This window comes from Polaromonas sp. LjRoot131 (genome assembly GCF_964252805.1).
GTDB lineage: Bacteria > Pseudomonadota > Gammaproteobacteria > Burkholderiales > Burkholderiaceae_C > Polaromonas.
In genome coordinates, this window is record NZ_CAXUPF020000001.1 from 1,342,354 (window position 1) to 1,359,011 (window position 16,658).

Consider the following 16,658-nt stretch of genomic DNA (forward strand, 5'->3'; position numbering starts at 1 on the left):
CCCCCTACAATGGAAAAAGAACGGTCGTACTTTTTTACGGCCGCCAGGGCATGCAGAGGCCTGACGCGCCAGCCGAGACAACTGAACCACTGAAACTCCCATCAAGGAAAGAAGCAGCAATGACCACCCTTTACGAAGTTCACGGCAGCGTGGCCGTCATCACCCTGAGCAACCCTCCCGTCAACGGCCTGGGCCATGCCACGCGCCTGAGCCTGACCGACAACCTGCAAAAAGCCAATGCCGATACGGCCGTCAAGGCCATCGTGCTCACCGGCGCCGGCAAGGCTTTCTCGGGCGGCGCCGACATCAAGGAGTTCGGCACGCCCAAGGCGCTGTCCGAGCCGAATCTGCTCAGCGTGATCCGCGCGGTCGAGAATTCCGCGAAGCCCGTCGTCGCAGCCATCCATTCGGTCTGCATGGGCGGCGGCCTGGAGCTGGCGATGGGCTGCCACTACCGCATCGCGGCGCCCGGCACCAACATCGCCTTGCCTGAGGTCAAGCTGGGCTTGCTGCCCGGCGCCGGCGGCACGCAGCGCCTGCCGCGCGTGCTAGGCGTGGAACCGGCCCTGAACATGATCGTGAGCGGTGAGCCCGTCAAAAGCGAACTGCTCGCGCAAATCCCCGGCCAGAAGCTGTTCGACAAGCTTGCCGCCTCGCCCGAATCGCTGGCCCAGGAAGCCCTGGCCTTCGCGCAATCGATTTCCGACACCCGGCCGCTGCCGCTGGTACGCGAGCTGCGCGCCAAGCACCCCAACGGCGACGCCTACTTCCAGTTCGCCCGCAACATGGTCAAAGGCATGGCCAAAAACTACCCCGCGCCGCTCAAATGCGTGGACGCCGTGGAAGCCGCGACCAAGAAGAAGTTCGAAGACGGCATGGCCTTTGAGCGCGAGCTCTTCATCAACCTGATGTGGACACCCGAAAGCCGCGCGCTGCGCCACATCTTCATGGCTGAACGCGCCGCCTCGAAAATCCCCGACGTGCCGGAAGACACGCCCAAGCGCGAGATCAAGTCGGTCGCCGTGATCGGCGCCGGCACCATGGGCGGCGGCATCGCGATGAACTTCCTGAATGCCGGCATCCCCGTCAAGATCCTCGAGATGAAGCAGGAAGCGCTGGACAAGGGCCTGGGCATCATCCAGAAGAACTACGAAGCCCAGGTCAAGAAGGGCAAGCTCAAGCAGGATAAGTACGAGCAGCGCATGGGCCTGCTCAGCACCACGCTGAGCTACGACGACCTGAAAGACGCCGACCTCGTGATCGAGGCTGTGTTTGAAGAGATGGGTGTCAAGGAAAAGGTCTTCAAGGAACTGGACCGTGTGATGAAACCCGGCGCCATCCTGGCCTCCAACACCTCGACGCTCGACGTCAACAAAATCGCCGACTTCACCAAGCGCCCGCAAGACGTGGTCGGCCTGCATTTCTTCAGCCCCGCCAACGTGATGAAGCTGCTCGAAGTGGTGCGCGGCGCCAAGACCGGCAAGGACGTGCTGGCCACCGTGATGGCAATGGGCAAGAAGATCAAGAAGACGGCCGTGGTATCGGGCGTCTGCGACGGCTTTATCGGCAACCGCATGATCGAGCAGTACGGCCGCCAGGGTGGTTTCCTGCTCGACGAGGGCTGCACGCCCGAGCAGGTCGACAAGGCCATCGAAAAATTCGGCTTTGCCATGGGCCCCTTCCGCATGGGCGACCTGGCCGGCAACGACATCGGCTGGGCCATCCGCAAGCGCCGCTACACCGAAAAGCCCGACATGAAGTACAGCAAGACCGCCGACCTGCTCTGCGAAAAAGGCCGCTTCGGCCAGAAGACCGGCGCCGGCTGGTACGACTACGTGCCCGGCAAGCGTGACGCGATCCCGAATGCCGAGGTCGTCAAGATGATCGAAGACCACCGCAAGAGCCTGGGCATCACGCCGCGCAAGATTTCCGACGAGGAAATCGTGCAGCGCCTGGTGTTCTCGCTGGTGAATGAAGCCGCGCACATCCTGGAGGAGGGCATTGCCTCCAAGGCCAGCGACATCGACATGGTTTACATCATGGGCTACGGCTTCCCGGTCTACCGCGGCGGCCCCATGCTGTACGCCGACCAGCTCGGCCTCTTCAACGTGGTGCAAAGCATGAACCGCTTCGCCCAGAACCCGCTGGACGACGCCAAATTCTGGAAGCCCGCGCCGCTGCTGGCCAAGCTGGCCGCCGAAGGCAAGACCTTCAACCAGTCCACCTGATCCCCTCAGGTCCGCACAGATCAACGTCCCAGATTCCGGAGAATTTCATGAGCTCAGCAGTCATCGTTTCCACCGCACGCACCCCCCTGGCCAAAAGCTGGAAGGGTTCCTTCAACATGACGCACGGCGCCACCCTGGGCGGCCACGCCGTCGAGCACGCGATCCAGCGCGCCGGCATCGAGGCGGCCGAAGTCGATGACGTGATCATCGGCTGCGCCACGCCCGAAGGCGCGACCGGCGCCAACATCGCGCGCCAGATCGCGCTGCGCGCCGGCTGCCCCGTCACCGTCTCGGGCATGACGGTCAACCGTTTCTGCTCGTCCGGCCTGCAGACCATCGCCCTGGCGGCCCAGCGCGTGATCGCCGGCGAAGCCGACATCTACGTGGCCGGCGGCGTCGAAAGCATCTCCTGCGTGCAGCAGGAAATGAACACCCACATGCTGCAGGAGAGCTGGCTCGCCAAGAACAAGCCCGAAATCTACTGGAACATGCTGCAGACGGCCGAGCAGGTCGCCAAGCGCTACAACATCTCGCGCGACCGCATGGACGAATACGGCGCGCTGAGCCAGCAAAAGGCCACGGCCGCGCTGGCCGCCGGCCTGTTTGAAGCCGAAATCGCGCCCATCACCGTGACGGCCGGCGTGGCCGACAAGGTCATGGGCCTGACCACCAAACAGGTCACCGTCAGCAAGGACGAGGGCATCCGCGAAGGCACGACCAAGGAAGGCATCAGCGGCATCAAGCCGGCCATTCCCGGCGGTGTGATCGCGGCCGGCAATGCCAGCCAGTTCTCCGACGGCGGCGGTGCCGTGGTCGTCATGAACGAAACCCTCGCGGAAAAGAAGGGCCTCAAGCCCCTGGGCCGCTTCCTCGGCTTTGCGGTCGCCGGCTGCGAGCCCGACGAAATGGGCATTGGCCCGGTCTTCGCGATTCCCAAGGTGCTGGCCAAGCTGGGCCTGAAGATCAGCGACATCGACCTGTGGGAACTCAACGAAGCCTTCGCCGTGCAGGTGCTGTACTGCGCCGACAAGCTGGGCATTCCGATGGACAAACTCAACGTCAACGGCGGCGCGATCGCCGTCGGCCACCCTTACGGCGTGACCGGCCAGCGCCTGACGGGCCATGCCCTGATCGAAGGCAAACGCCGCGGCGCCAAGCGCGTCTGCGTGACCATGTGCATCGGCGGCGGTATGGGCGCGGCCGGCATTTACGAAGTCCTCTAAGCCGGGCGAACACCATGAATGAAACCCTGCTCCTTCAGAAAGGGCAGGCGTTTCCTGCCTTGATGCCCGCCCTTGTGCCGGGGAGGCCGTCATGAGCCTCAGGCCCACCCTCGACTTCCTGCTTTACCACTGGCTGGACGCCGAGTCGCTGAACCAGCGCCCGCGTTTCGCCGACCATTCCCGCGAGACCTTTGACGCGGTCTTCGACACCTGTGAGCGCATCGCGCGCGAAAAATACGCACCTTTCAACCGCACGGTAGACACGCAGGAGCCGCATTTCGACGGCGAAAAGGTGATCCTGCCGCAGGCCACGCACGATGCACAGAAGGCCTATGCCGAATCCGGCATGCTCAGCGCCGCGCAGGACTATGAAATCGGCGGCATGCAGCTGCCCTATACCGTGGAGGCTGCCGCCAACGCCTTTTTTGCGATGGCCTCGGTCAGCATGGGCTCGGGCCTGCTGACCACCGGCAATGCCAACCTGCTGATGGTGCACGGCACGGATGCGCAAAAAGAAGTCTTCGCGAAGAACGAATTCTCGGGCCGCTTCTCGGGCACCATGTGCCTGTCCGAGCCACAGGCCGGCTCCTCGCTGAGCGACGTGACGACGCGCGCCGTGCCCGATGGCGAAGGTTTTGAGGCCGACCCGCTGGGTGCGCGTTACCGCCTCAAGGGCAACAAGATGTGGATCTCGGCCGGCGAGCACGAGCTGACCGAGAACATCATCCACCTGGTGCTGGCCAAGATACCGGGTCCGGACGGCAAGCTGATCGCCGGCACGCGCGGCATCTCGCTGTTCATCGTGCCCAAAAAGATGGTCAATACGCAGGGCGAGCTCACCGGCGTGCGCAACGATGTGGCGCTGGCGGGCCTGAACCACAAGCTGGGCTGGCGCGGCACCACCAACACGCTGCTCAATTTCGGCGAAGGCAAATACCCGGTGGACGGCCGGGCCGGCGCCGTCGGCTACCTGGTGGGCAAGCCGCATGAAGGCCTGCGCTGCATGTTCCACATGATGAACGAGGCGCGCATAGGCGTGGGCACGGCCGCGACCATGCTGGGCATGGCGGGTTATTACGCCAGCCTCGACTACGCCAAAAATCGGCCGCAGGGCCGGCCCGTCGGCGTGGGCGGCAAGGACGCCTCCCAGCCGCAGATCCGCATCATCGAGCACGCCGACGTCAAGCGCATGCTGCTGGCGCAAAAAGCCTATTGCGAAGGCGCCTTGGCGCTGGAGCTGTACTGCGCGCGCCTGGTCGACGAGCACCATACGGCCGGCGGCCAGGCCGCCGACGATGCGCGCCTGCTGCTCGAGGTGCTGACGCCGATCGCCAAGAGCTGGCCCAGCGAATGGTGCCTGGAGGCCAATTCCCTGGCGATCCAGGTGCACGGCGGCTACGGCTACACGCGCGACTTCCCGGTGGAGCAGTACTGGCGCGATAACCGGTTGAACATGATCCACGAGGGCACGCACGGCATCCAGGCCATGGACCTGCTGGGCCGCAAGGTGCTGATGGAAGGGGGCAGGGGACTGCAGCTGCTGGCCGGGCGCATCAACGCCACGATTGAAAAAGCCATACAGCGGCCCGAACTCGCGGTGCACGCCAACGCCCTGGGCAAGGCGCTGCAGCACGTGGGCAGCGCCACCAAGGCGGCCTGGGCCACGGGCGAACCCGGCGAGGCCCTGGCCAATGCGGTACCCTATATGCAGGCCTTCGGCCACACCGTGCTGGCGTGGCTGTGGCTGGACGTGGCGCTGGCCAGCCTTTCATTGCCCCCGGATGCGCCGCATGCGGGAAGAATGGGGGCCATGCGCTACTTTTATCATTACGAATTACCGAAGATCGACGCCTGGCTCAAGGTGGTTGAAAACCGCGACCTGACCTGCGCCGAGCTGCCCGAGGAGGCTTTTTAATGGCATTTTTCAAACCGTCCGCCGATCCTGTTTCCAACAAGAACGTGGCGCGCCTGCAGGCCCTGATCTGGGTGCTGATTTACGGCGGGCTGCTGACGCTGGTGCTGGGCCTGTCGGTCGAACGCGTGGACGATGCCATCGGCTGGTCCATGGTGGTCGCCGGCGGCGTGATCGCGGCGGTGGGTTTTGTGCTGATCTACGTGCGTTCGCGTATCAACGTCGGGCCCTGAGCGGCGCCCGGAGCCAGGTCGCCGCCACGACAGAAGGGACTGCAACAGCTTCAATGTTGTGCCAATATGGCGAAGTCCGACACACCTGAAAACACCGCAGCCGCGGCTGCCTGACACCACCCCTATTCTCAACCCCAACACCCCTGTGCAGCCCGCCCGTGCGGCGCAAGGGGAAGTATCAACAACACATTCAGGAGACCACCCATGACCCGTACCATCCAGCAATTGTTTGACCTCAAAGGCAAGACCGCCCTCGTGACCGGCGGCTCGCGCGGCCTGGGCCTGCAACTGGCCCAGGCGCTGGGCGAAGCCGGCGCCAAGGTCATCCTGAGCTCGCGCAAGGCCGAAGACCTCATTGAATCCGCCGCCGAACTGAAAGCCGCCGGCATCGACGTCGACTGGATCGCCGCCGACTGCTCGAAAGAAGAAGACATACGCGCGCTGGCCGACGAGGCCATCAAGCGCCTGGGTCACGTCGACATCCTGGTCAACAACGCCGGCGCCGCCTGGGGCGCGCCCGCCGAAGACCACCCGGTGGAAGCCTGGGACAAGGTTATGAACCTCAACATCCGCGGCTATTTCATCCTGAGCCAGCACATCGCCAAGCACAGCATGATCGCCCGCAAGTCCGGCCGCATCATCAACGTGGCCTCCATTGCCGGCCTGGGCGGCAACCCGCGCGAGATGACCACCGTGGCCTACAACACCTCCAAAGGCGCCGTCGTCAACTTCACGCGCGCGCTGGGCTGCGAATGGGGCAAGTACAACATCACCGTCAACGCCATCTGCCCGGGCTTTTTCCCGAGCAAGATGACCGTGGGCACGCTGAAGGCGCTGGGCGAGGAAAAACTCGCCTCGCACGCGCCGCTGGGCCGCCTGGGTGACGACGAGGACCTGAAGGGCCTGTGCGTGCTTTACGCCTCGGACGCCGGCAAACACATCACGGGCCAGTGGCTGGCGGTGGACGGTGGCGTGTCCGTCGTCACGGGCGGTTAAACACAAATGGGCTGGGAAGAGTTGATGGACTTCGGCGCCGACATCCCCTTTGTCAAGCACCTGGGCTTTGAGCTCGAGTTGTTCACGGGCGGCGCCTCGGCCATAGGCTATACGCCCAAGCCCGAGCACCTCAACTCTTTCGCCGTGACGCACGGCGGCGCCATCATGACGCTGCTGGACGTCACCATGGCCACGGCCGCGCGCAGCGTGCAAAAAGACATGGGCGTGGTCACCATCGAGATGAAGACCAGCTTCATGCGGCCGGCGCCCGGCGACGGCAGCCGGCTGACGGCCAAGGGCCGGCTTATGCACCGCACCGCCACCATGGCTTTCACCGAAGCCACGCTTTACGATGTGCTGGGCCAGGCCTGTGCGCATTCGACCGGCACTTTTAAATACGTCAAACGCCAGCCCGCGGCCGACAAGCCGGATGCCTCCGGCGGCGCGATTTCCACGGACTGATACCCGCAGTCATGCCGCAGCCGCGGCACCCAATACACAACAGGAGACTTCCATGCCCATCAACCAGCAAATCCTCCTCGACAACCGGCCCACCGGCGAGGCCACTGCCAGCAACTTCATGCTGGTCTCCAGCGACACGCCGGAGCTGCAGGACGGCCAGGTGCTGGTGCGCCACCACTACCTGAGCCTGGACCCGTATATGCGCGGCCGCATGAGCGACGCCAAGAGTTATGCCGCACCGCAGCCGCTGGGCCAGGTCATGCTGGGCGGGACGGCCGGCGAAGTGGTCGAAAGCCGCTCGCCCAAATTCCAGCCCGGCGACAAGGTCGTCGGCATGGGCGGCTGGCAGGAGTACAGCGTGGTCAATGCCGACCAGCCCGGTGCGCTGCGCAAGGTCGACACCACGCACGTGCCGCTGTCGCATTACCTGGGCGCGGTCGGCATGCCCGGCGTGACCGCCTGGTACGGTCTGGTCAAAATCATCGAACCCAAAGCCGGCCAGACCATGGTGGTCAGCGCCGCCACCGGCGCCGTCGGCAGCGCTTTTGGCGCATTGTCGAAAGCGCGCGGCTGCCGTACCGTGGGCATCGCGGGCGGGCCCGACAAATGCAAATACGCGGTCGACGAACTCGGCTTTGACGCCTGCATAGACTACAAGCTGCACGCTGATGCGGCCTCGCTGTCCAAGGCCTTGCGCGATGCCTGCCCCGACGGCATCGACGGCTATTTCGAAAACGTCGGCGGAATGGTGCTGGACGCCGTGCTGCCGCGCATGAATGCCTTCGGCCGCATCGCGCTGTGCGGCATGATCGCCGGCTACGACGGCCGGCCCATGCCGCTGGCCTACCCGGCGCTGATCCTGACCGCCCGCCTCAAGCTGCAGGGTTTTATCGTGGCCGAGCACATGGAAGTCTGGCCCGAAGCGCTCAAGGAACTCGGCACGCTGGTGGGCACCGGCAAGCTGCGTCCGCGCGAAACCGTGGCGCAGGGGATTGAATCGGCGCCAGAGGCCTTCCTCGGATTGCTCAAAGGCAAGAACTTCGGCAAACAACTGGTGAAACTGATCTAGGCTTGCCCACCAGGAGGTTTGCGATGAACTCCACCCATGAAGTCTTCAACCAGCCCGCACCGCTGGCTGATTACAACCTGTTCGAGACCAACCGGCCGCTGCGTGATGCGCTGAAGTTCAACGCACCTGCACTGGACACCACCGGGCTGAGGCAGCTCGGCGCCACCTTGGGCAGCGGCGCGATGCAGACCCATGCGCGCCTGGCCAATGTGCATGGGCCGGTGCTGCACAGCCATGACCGCTTTGGGCGGCGGGTGGACCAGGTGGAGTTTCATCCGAGCTATCACGAGCTCATGAAGCTGGCCACGGGCGCGGGTTTGCATGGCTCGCCCTGGAGCGATGAAGACGCCAGCCCGCATGTCAGGCGCGCCGCGGGCTTCATGCTGTTCACCGAACTCGAACCGTCGACGCTGTGTCCCATCTCCATGAGCTACGCGGCCACGCCCGCGCTGCGCGGCAACACAGCCATTTACGCCGACTGGGGCCCCAGGCTGGCCAGCCGCGCCTACGACCCGGAACTCAAGCCGTGGCAGGCCAAGGCCGGTCTCACCATGGGCATGGGCATGACCGAAAAGCAGGGCGGCTCCGACGTGCGAGCCAACACCACACGGGCCGAGCCCGCAGGCCTTGACGGCTGGGGTGAGCGTTATGCCATCACCGGCCACAAATGGTTTTTTTCGGCGCCCATGTGCGACGCCTTCCTGGTGCTGGCCCAGACGCAAAGCGGCCTGAGCTGCTTTTTCCTGCCGCGCGTGCTGCCCGACGGCGGCCTTAACGCCATCCGCATCCAGCGCCTCAAGGACAAGCTTGGCAACAAGGCCAATGCCAGCTCCGAGGTGGAATTTGAAGGCGCGCAGGCCTGGCTGGTCGGCGGCGAAGGCCGCGGCATCCCGCAAATCCTCGAGATGGGCACCATGACGCGGCTGGACTGCGCGCTGGGCACCAGCGGCCTGATGCGCCAGGCGCTGGCCCTGGCGTTGAACCACACCTCACAGCGCAAGGCCTTCGGCAAGCTGCTGGTGGACCAGCCGCTGATGCGCAACGTGCTGGCCGACCTGGCACTCGAATCCGAAGCCGCCACGGCGCTGGCAATGCGCCTGGCCCGCGCCTTCGACCGCCCGGGCGACGCGCACGAGGCCGCCATGGCGCGCCTGCTGACGCCGGTCGCCAAGTTCTGGATCTGCAAGCGCGGCAGCCACTTCGCGCAGGAGGCCATGGAATGCCTGGGCGGCAACGGCTATGTGGAGGAGGGCGGCGAAGGCATCATGGCCCGCGTCTACCGCGAGATGCCACTCAATTCCATCTGGGAAGGCGCGGGCAACATCATGGCGCTGGACTTGCTGCGCGCCCTGCGCAAGGCCGACGCCGTGGCCGCGCTGGCGCAGGAGCTGGCCGCCGCCAAAGGCGCGCACCCGGCGCTGGACAAACTGGCCGCCGCGCTGCCCACGCGCATCGAAGAGATGGCGAGCGAAGTCGAGGCGCGCCGCCTCGCGCAGGACGTGGCGCTGGCCGTGCAGGCCGCGCTGCTGCTGCAGACGGCGCCCGCGGCCGTTTTTGCCGCCTTTTGCGATTCGCGCCTGGCCGGCAACTGGGGCCAGTCCTTCGGCACACTGGGTGCGGGCACGGATTTCGACGCCATCATCGCCCGGGCCATGCCCCGCTGAATCAACACAAAAACATCCTGGAGACACCCATGAGCGAGCTGATTCTTCACCACTACCCCTCGTCGCCCTTCGCCGAAAAAACGCGGCTGATGCTGGGCTACAAAAACCTGGCCTGGAAGTCCGTCATCATCCCGATGATCATGCCCAAGCCCGACGTGGTCGCGCTCACGGGCGGCTACCGCAAGACGCCCATCCTGCAAATCGGCGCCGACATTTATTGCGACACCGCCCTGATCAGCGACGTGCTCGAGCATTTGCAGCCCCTGCCCAGCGTCTACCCCGAGCCCAGCAAGGGCCTGGCGCGCACGCTGGCGCACTGGGCCGACAACACGCTGTTCTGGACCTCCATGGCTTTCAACACCCAGCCCAAGGGCGTGGCGCAGATTTTTGAAAAAGCGCCGCCCGAAGCCGCGCGCGCTTTCGGTGAAGACCGCAAGGCCATGAGCTTCGGAATGCCGCGCCTGCGCTCCAGCGACGCCGCGGCGGCCTACAAGTCCTACCTGCGGCGCATCTCCGACATGCTGGACGACAGGCCTTTTGTGCTGGGCGACGTGCCCTGCATCGCCGACTTTGCGATGTACCACCCGCTGTGGTTCACGCGCACACAAACCCCGGTGCTCGCGGGCATCCTCAAACTCACGCCGGCCGTGCTCGACTGGATGGACCGCATGGCCGCCATAGACCACGGCAGTTTTGAAAAATCCAGTTCCAGCGACGCCGTCGCTGTGGCCGCCGCTGCCACCCCGGCGCCGTTGCAAGACGAGCTGTTCCAGGACGAGCACGGCATTCCGCTGGGCACGCTGGTGCGTATCAGCAGCGAAAGCTTCGGCCCCGAGCCCACCGAAGGCGAGCTGATCGCCGCGACCCGCATGCACTACACGCTGCGCCGCATGGACCCGCGCGCCGGCACGGTGCACGTGCATTTCCCGCGCATAGGCTATTCGCTGAAAGCCGCCACCCCCGAATGAGCGGCATCATCACCTGGCGTTTTCTGCCCTTCAGCGCGCTGGACACGCTGGAGCTTTATGAACTGCTGCAGCTGCGCAGCGAGGTTTTTGTGCTCGAACAGGCCTGCGCCTTCCAGGACCTGGACGGCGCCGACACCGAGGCCATGCATTTGCTCGGCGTGCGGGACGGCAGGCTGGCCGCTTACGCACGCTGCTTTGCCGCCGGCGCCAAGTTCGCCGAGGCCAGCATAGGCCGCGTTGTCACGCACGCCTCGGCGCGCGGCGGCGGCATCGGCCATGTGCTGATGAAAGAGGCGATTGAGCGCCTGCAGGCGCACTGGGGCCCGCAGCCCATACGCATAGGCGCCCAGGCGCGGCTCGAAAAGTTCTACCAGCAGCACGGTTTTGTGCAGAACGGCGAACCTTATATCGAAGACGGCATACCGCACATTGAAATGCTGCGCGTAGCCTGATTGGCCAGAGTTGCCTGGGTGACACGCGCAAGCATGTGTCTCATGGACAATTTTCGTATTCAAGACATCAAGGAAGACACGCAATGATCACGGACTTCAAAGGCAAAACGGCAGTGCTGACCGGCGCGGGCTCGGGCTTCGGCCTGGAATGCGCGCGCCTGGGCGCCAAACTGGGCATGAACCTGGTGCTGGCCGACGTGCAGCAGGACGCGTTGGACAAAGCCGCAGAGGAGATGAAGGCCGCCGGCGCCCAGGTGCTGTCCTTCAAGCTCGACGTTTCCAGCGCAACGCAGATGGAAGCCATGGGCAAGGCCGTGTTCGAGCGCTTCGGCGCGCCGCACTTCGTCTTCAACAACGCCGGCGTGGGCGCGGGCGGCCTGATCTGGGAAAACAGCCTCAAGGACTGGGAATGGGTGATGGGCGTCAACGTCATGGGCGTGGTGCACGGCGTGCGCATCTTCACGCCCATGATGCTGGAAGCCGCCGCCAAAGACCCGGCCTGGCAAGGCCACATCGTCAACACCGCCAGCATGGCCGGCCTGCTGAACCCGCCCAATATGGGCGTCTACAACGTCAGCAAGCACGCCGTCGTGTCCCTCAGCGAAACCCTGTACCAGGACCTGGGCCTGGTGACCGACCAGGTCGGCGCCTCGGTGCTGTGCCCCTTCTTTGTGGCCACCGGCATAGGCATGAGCCACCGCAACCGCCCGGCCGAACTCGCCAGCGACAAGCCCACCAAGAGCCAGATGATCCAGCAGGCCATGACCGGCAAGGCCGTGGGCTCCGGCAAGGTCACCGCCGCCGACGTGGCAAAACTGGTCTTCGACGCCATCGCGAACAACCAGTTCTACATCTACAGCCACCCCAAAGCGATCAACTCTGTGCAGACGCGCCTCGAAGACGTGCTGCAGGCGCGCAACCCGACCGACCCGTTTGCCGACAAGCCCGAGATCGGCCAGCAACTGAAAGCCGCCTTGCGCGGCGCCTGATGCGGCGCATCCTGGCCCTTGCCGGCCTGCTGCTGCTTGGCCTGGCGGGGGCAAACGCCTTCGCGCAACAAGCCACATGCCCTGACGGCAAAAAGGCCGACGGCGTGGAGCGGGCAGGGGACAGCCGGCATTGCCTGGTCATACGCACCTTGGCGCCCGCGCAGGCTTCGGCCCGCGTCACGCCCAAGGTGCTGGTCGTCTTCCTGCACGGCGACAACGGCGGGCGCACCGAACTGAAAGCCGATAGCGGCGCTGCCGCCATGCTCGCGGAAAAAATTCAGGCCGTCACCGTAGCCATGCAGCGGCCCGGTTATCGCAGCGATCTGGGTGCGTCCGACGGCCAGTCCGGCCCCGGCGATGACGACTACACGCCGCAGAACCTCGACATCGTCGCCGCAGCCCTGTTGCAATTGCGCAGCCTGAATCCCGGCAAGAAGATCTTGCTGGTCGGCCATTCGGGCGGTGCCGCCATGGCAGCCTTGCTCGCCGGCCGCTTTCCCGGCAGCGCTGACGCCTACCTGCTGGCCGCCTGCCCTTGCGACGTGCCCGCATGGCGGCAGTGGCGCGTCAGCTCAGCCGGCAAGAAGGGCGCCTGGACCAGCCTCTCGCCGCTGGCCGAGGCCGGAAAAATGCCGACCGGCACGCTGGTGAGCCTGGTGGTCGGCAACAAGGACGAAAACACCTTGCCCCTGTTCAGCGAAAGCTACGTCAGGGCCCTGCAGGCCCGCGGCCTCAAGACCCGCGTGACCTATGCGATGAACGCCACCCATGTGTCGGTGCTGCGCTCGCCGGAATTCTTCATGCTGGCGGGGGAATTGGTGGAAGCGCTGTCGAAGTAGCGCTACTGGGCTATTCTTGGCTTTTCGTTCACCGACGGCCGCCACCATGCCCAAATCCTTGCCCTCACTTATCACCGCCGCGCTGGCGGCCTGCACTTTGCTGCTCGTCGGCTGCAATGACGCCCCCGAAGCCGGTGCACCAAAGGCTGCAGCAGCGGCTGCACCCATTTCAGTAGAAGCCATCGCGGCCGAGGCCAAAGGTTTTGTCGTCGGCTCGCAGATGAGCCGGCGCACCGTTTACGTTTTCTTCGACGCGCAGTGCCCGCATTGCGCCGTGCTGTGGGACGCGGCCAAGCCGCTGAAGTCCCAGGCCAAGTTTGTCTGGATTCCCGTCGGCATCCTCAACGCCGCCAGCACCGCGCAAGGCGCCACCTTGCTGGCCTCCGGCGACCCCGTGGCCGCCATGGACGAGCATGAGGCTTCCATGAAAGCAGGGCGCGGTGGCATCAGTGCCGCCAGCAGCATAGACCCGCAAAAAGACGCCGTCGCCAAAAATACCGCGCTGATGACCCGGCTGGGCTTTAGTGGCATCCCCAGCATCGTCGGCACCCACGCGCAGACCGGTGCGGTGGTCTCGCGCGAAGGCGCTTTGCCGACTGCCGCGCTGGCGGAGTTGCTGGGTTTGCAAGCGCCGGGACAATAAATCTGATACTTAAAGCCACTCACAAAGCCCAGCGAAGCGGTCCTGGCCAGGCGGCGCAACAACGCCAGGAGGGCTTTTTGAGCGGCGCCGACTAGAACAAAACCCGGCTGCGGATTGTCCCCGGCACCTCGGCCAGCTTGGCCAGTGCCATGTCGGAATGCGCGGCATCGATGTCGATCACGACGTAGCCCACGGCCTCGTTCGTCTGCAGGTACTGCGAGGCGATGTTGATGCCGTTGCCGGCGAATACCTTGTTGATTTCCGAGAGCACGCCGGGCACGTTGCGGTGGATGTGCAGCAGGCGGTGTTTGCCGGGGTGGGCCGGCAGCGCGACTTCGGGGAAGTTGACGGACGAGGTCGAGGTGCCGTTGTCGCTGTATTTCACGAGTTTTTCGGCGACCTCGATGCCGATGTTTTCCTGGGCTTCCATGGTGGAGCCGCCCACGTGCGGCGTGAGGATCACGTTGTCCAGGCCGCGCAGGGGCGACTCGAAAATGTCCTTGTTGCTGCGCGGCTCGACCGGGAAGACGTCGATGGCGGCGCCCAGCAGTTGTTTGTTTTTCAGGGCCTGGGCCAGCGGCTCGATCTCGACCACCGTGCCGCGTGAGGCGTTGATCAGCACGCCGCCGGGCTTGATCGCGGCGATCTCGGCCGCGCCCATCATCCACTGCGTGGCCTGGGTTTCAGGCACGTGCAGGCTCACCACGTCGGACTGGGCCAGCAGGTCCTTGAGCTGGGCCACCTGGCGGGCATTGCCCAGCGGCAGCTTGGTCACCACGTCGAAAAACACGACGTGCATGCCCAGCGCCTCGGCCAGCACCGAGAGCTGCGTGCCTATGGAGCCGTAGCCGACGATGCCCAGGGTCTTGCCGCGGATCTCATAAGCGTTCTCGGCCGACTTGAGCCAGCCGCCGCGGTGCGCGACCGCGCTTTTTTCGGGCACGCCGCGCAGCAGCAAGATCGCCTCGGCCAGCACCAGCTCGGCCACCGAGCGTGTGTTGGAAAACGGCGCATTGAAGACCGCGATGCCGCGCTCGCGGGCCGCGACCAGGTCGACCTGGTTGGTGCCTATGCAAAAGCAGCCGACGGCGGCGAGCTTGCCGGCCTGGGCGAACACCTCGGCCGTGAGCTGGGTGCGCGAACGTATGCCGACAAAATGCACGTCGGCGATCTTGGCCTTGAGCTCGTCATCGGGCAAGGCGCCGGACAGGCTTTCAATATTCGAATAACCCGCGGCCTTGAGAACTTCCACGGCGGAGGGGTGTATGCCCTCGAGCAGCAGGAATTTGATTTTGTGCTTGTCGACCGAGGTTTTGTTCATGGAGGCGGCAGGGCAAGGAGTGGATGGAAGGTCAGTATGACCTATGCCCAATACCCATACCGGCACACGGTTTGGGCCGATCCGGCTAGCGGTTTTGTTCAGGCCGCTCGCAAACCACCACATCGCCCACCCGCAGCAAGCCGCCCTGCAGCACGCGTGCCATCAGCCCGCCATGGCCGCGCATGGCGTTGTAGCCGCCGGCGCCCAGCACTTCCTCCATGCGGGAGCAGGGCTCGCAGGGGCCGGTGACCTCGAGCACCACGGTGCCAATGCGCAGCTCCATGGGTTGGTCCTTGAACAGCGACTTGGCGGCCAGCAGGTTCAGGCCGGCCACCACGAGATTGCGGCGAAGGTCCGCGGCGTCCACCGCCTCCAGCCGGGCCAGGGAGGCGAGTACGGGCAGGTGTTCGGCCTGTATCAGGGTGACCTGGCGTTTGCCGTCCTGCGCGCCGATGGCGTAGCGGTCGCCCTCCAGGCCACGGCCCGTGATCGCCAGGGCGCTTTCCACGGCCAGCACCGGAACACGCCGATCAGGCCGCAGGAAAATCCGCTCCAGCCGGCCTGCATGCGGAAATGTGCGGGTCAACGTGCGCAGGTCCGCGGGCCCGGCTTTCACTCGAGCACCCGGCCCGTGGGCGGGTAGTTGCGCGACAGCACCTGTTCGTCGGTGAGATCCTGGCCCTGCCAGATGGTGACTTCCGAGGCGCCGGCGCCCAGGGCCATCTCGTGCAGGGCCCGGATTTCTATCTGCGTGAAGCCGCCGGCCGGATCGCCCTGGGGGTGAAACATCACGCGAGGGGCGGCGGCGAGGGCGTGGCTTTTGGCCAGCTTCTTCACAAAGGCCTTGAGCACCTGCTGGCCCACCGTGAAGTCGGACACCAGGGAACGCGGGTGGCTGAATGGGTTGAGCACCTGCGCCGACTTGCTGGACTTGTGCGGCGCCGCCTCGTCGCCGGCGCCGAGCACCTTGGGCTTGGGCCCGCGCGAGATGGCGATTTCGGGCACTTCGGAGATGAACTCGCCGGTCTTGACGTTGCGCACCGTCAGGCGAAACGGCGAGAGGCGTATGTACAGTGGGGGTTTGAAGAGGTCGAACATGGTGCGAAAAGTTTCAGTGAGCTTGAATTTTCATCATGACAGCGCGGCTTTGAGCGCCGCCAGCAGCCTGGCGCCGGCCAGCTTGACCCGGCTCTTCAAGCGGCGCGCCGCACGCCAGGCCCAGGAGGCCCGGGCCTGCGCGATGACCTTGTCTTTCCACGCCTTCCAGGGTGTGTAGAGCCGGGCAAACCAGGCCATGCGCATCAGCGCCGGCTGCGTGAGCTGGAACAGGCGGGCCGCCATCGCCGTCCCTGCCAGCTTCGCAGCAAGAATCAAGCCCAGGCCCGTGGTGATGTGGCCCTGGCCGAAGAGGTAAAGCGCCAGCAGTTTGATGGGGATCAGCGCGAGCACGGGCACGCCGAAGGCCAGCAGCGCGGCCCAGGGCGGCAGGCGGGTGATGAAGCGCTCCAGCCGGCCCCACCACGGCAGCCGGCCCAGCGCCGCGAAGGCAGCGGCCAGCGGTTCCCAACCCCATTCCTCGAACAGCAGGAACAGCGCGACGGGCGCCAGCAGCAATCCCCGCAGTATTTTTTTGAGCCTGTTCATGCTGCTTTCATTTCA

At 65.2% G+C, this 16,658-nt stretch carries 17 protein-coding genes; 13 read left to right on the forward strand and 4 right to left on the reverse strand.

Features of this window, described 5'->3' with window-relative positions:
• Nucleotides 1–119 precede the first annotated feature (119 nt).
• The 13 genes from ACSQ27_RS06225 (at nt 120) to ACSQ27_RS06285 (ending at nt 13,678) form a co-directional block, all read left to right on the forward strand.
• On the forward strand, nt 120–2,228 hold the full coding sequence (locus ACSQ27_RS06225; protein WP_436154587.1) for a 3-hydroxyacyl-CoA dehydrogenase NAD-binding domain-containing protein: 2,109 nt from the start codon (nt 120–122) through the stop codon (nt 2,226–2,228).
• Nucleotides 2,229–2,275: 47 nt separating this feature from the next.
• On the forward strand, nt 2,276–3,451 hold the full coding sequence (locus tag ACSQ27_RS06230) for an acetyl-CoA C-acyltransferase (protein ID WP_436154588.1): 1,176 nt from the start codon (nt 2,276–2,278) through the stop codon (nt 3,449–3,451).
• Nucleotides 3,452–3,542: 91 nt separating this feature from the next.
• Nucleotides 3,543–5,366: an acyl-CoA dehydrogenase gene (locus ACSQ27_RS06235; protein WP_436154589.1), complete on the forward strand. Its 1,824-nt coding sequence runs from the start codon at nt 3,543–3,545 to the stop codon at nt 5,364–5,366.
• Entirely contained in the window at nt 5,366–5,596 is a 231-nt protein-coding gene (locus ACSQ27_RS06240; RefSeq protein WP_436154590.1) for a hypothetical protein, read from the forward strand. Before ACSQ27_RS06235 ends, ACSQ27_RS06240 begins: the two co-directional genes overlap by 1 nt.
• A 204-nt stretch (nt 5,597–5,800) precedes the next feature.
• Nucleotides 5,801–6,592 (forward strand): SDR family oxidoreductase, encoded by a 792-nt coding sequence (locus tag ACSQ27_RS06245; protein ID WP_074574258.1) that lies wholly within the window; start codon nt 5,801–5,803, stop codon nt 6,590–6,592.
• A gap of 6 nt (nt 6,593–6,598) precedes the next feature.
• Nucleotides 6,599–7,054, forward strand: coding sequence for a PaaI family thioesterase (locus ACSQ27_RS06250; RefSeq protein ID WP_436154591.1), 456 nt, complete (start codon nt 6,599–6,601; stop codon nt 7,052–7,054).
• A gap of 52 nt (nt 7,055–7,106) precedes the next feature.
• Entirely contained in the window at nt 7,107–8,123 is a 1,017-nt protein-coding gene (locus ACSQ27_RS06255; protein WP_436154592.1) for an NADP-dependent oxidoreductase, read from the forward strand.
• A gap of 23 nt (nt 8,124–8,146) precedes the next feature.
• Complete coding sequence (locus tag ACSQ27_RS06260) at nt 8,147–9,787, forward strand: isovaleryl-CoA dehydrogenase (protein ID WP_436154593.1); 1,641 nt, start codon at nt 8,147–8,149, stop codon at nt 9,785–9,787.
• A gap of 29 nt (nt 9,788–9,816) precedes the next feature.
• On the forward strand, nt 9,817–10,755 hold the full coding sequence (locus ACSQ27_RS06265) for a glutathione S-transferase family protein (protein ID WP_436154594.1): 939 nt from the start codon (nt 9,817–9,819) through the stop codon (nt 10,753–10,755).
• The gene (locus ACSQ27_RS06270) at nt 10,752–11,207 is read left to right on the forward strand and encodes a GNAT family N-acetyltransferase (RefSeq protein WP_436154595.1); all 456 of its coding nucleotides are present in this window, start codon (nt 10,752–10,754) and stop codon (nt 11,205–11,207) included. Before ACSQ27_RS06265 ends, ACSQ27_RS06270 begins: the two co-directional genes overlap by 4 nt.
• Before the next feature lie 83 nt (nt 11,208–11,290).
• On the forward strand, nt 11,291–12,196 hold the full coding sequence (locus ACSQ27_RS06275) for an SDR family oxidoreductase (protein ID WP_436154596.1): 906 nt from the start codon (nt 11,291–11,293) through the stop codon (nt 12,194–12,196).
• Nucleotides 12,196–13,035 (forward strand): alpha/beta hydrolase family protein, encoded by an 840-nt coding sequence (locus ACSQ27_RS06280; protein ID WP_436154597.1) that lies wholly within the window; start codon nt 12,196–12,198, stop codon nt 13,033–13,035. The genes ACSQ27_RS06275 and ACSQ27_RS06280 overlap by 1 nt, the downstream gene beginning before the upstream one ends.
• Nucleotides 13,036–13,081: 46 nt before the next feature.
• The gene (locus ACSQ27_RS06285) at nt 13,082–13,678 is read left to right on the forward strand and encodes a DsbC family protein (RefSeq protein WP_436154598.1); all 597 of its coding nucleotides are present in this window, start codon (nt 13,082–13,084) and stop codon (nt 13,676–13,678) included.
• Nucleotides 13,679–13,769: 91 nt separating this feature from the next.
• Here ACSQ27_RS06285 and serA read toward each other — a convergent pair whose 3' ends face one another.
• From serA to ACSQ27_RS06305, 4 genes are all read right to left on the reverse strand, one after another.
• Nucleotides 13,770–14,999, reverse strand: coding sequence for a phosphoglycerate dehydrogenase (serA, locus tag ACSQ27_RS06290; protein WP_436154599.1), 1,230 nt, complete (start codon nt 14,997–14,999; stop codon nt 13,770–13,772).
• Between the two features lie 85 nt (nt 15,000–15,084).
• Nucleotides 15,085–15,585 (reverse strand): MOSC domain-containing protein, encoded by a 501-nt coding sequence (locus tag ACSQ27_RS06295; RefSeq protein WP_436154600.1) that lies wholly within the window; start codon nt 15,583–15,585, stop codon nt 15,085–15,087.
• A 26-nt stretch (nt 15,586–15,611) separates the two neighbouring features.
• A complete protein-coding gene (locus tag ACSQ27_RS06300) occupies nt 15,612–16,097 on the reverse strand; it encodes a rod shape-determining protein (protein WP_436154601.1) in 486 nt (161 codons plus the stop codon).
• 33 nt (nt 16,098–16,130) lie between these two features.
• On the reverse strand, nt 16,131–16,643 hold the full coding sequence (locus ACSQ27_RS06305; RefSeq protein WP_436154602.1) for a hypothetical protein: 513 nt from the start codon (nt 16,641–16,643) through the stop codon (nt 16,131–16,133).
• Between the last annotated feature and the right edge of the window lie 15 nt (nt 16,644–16,658).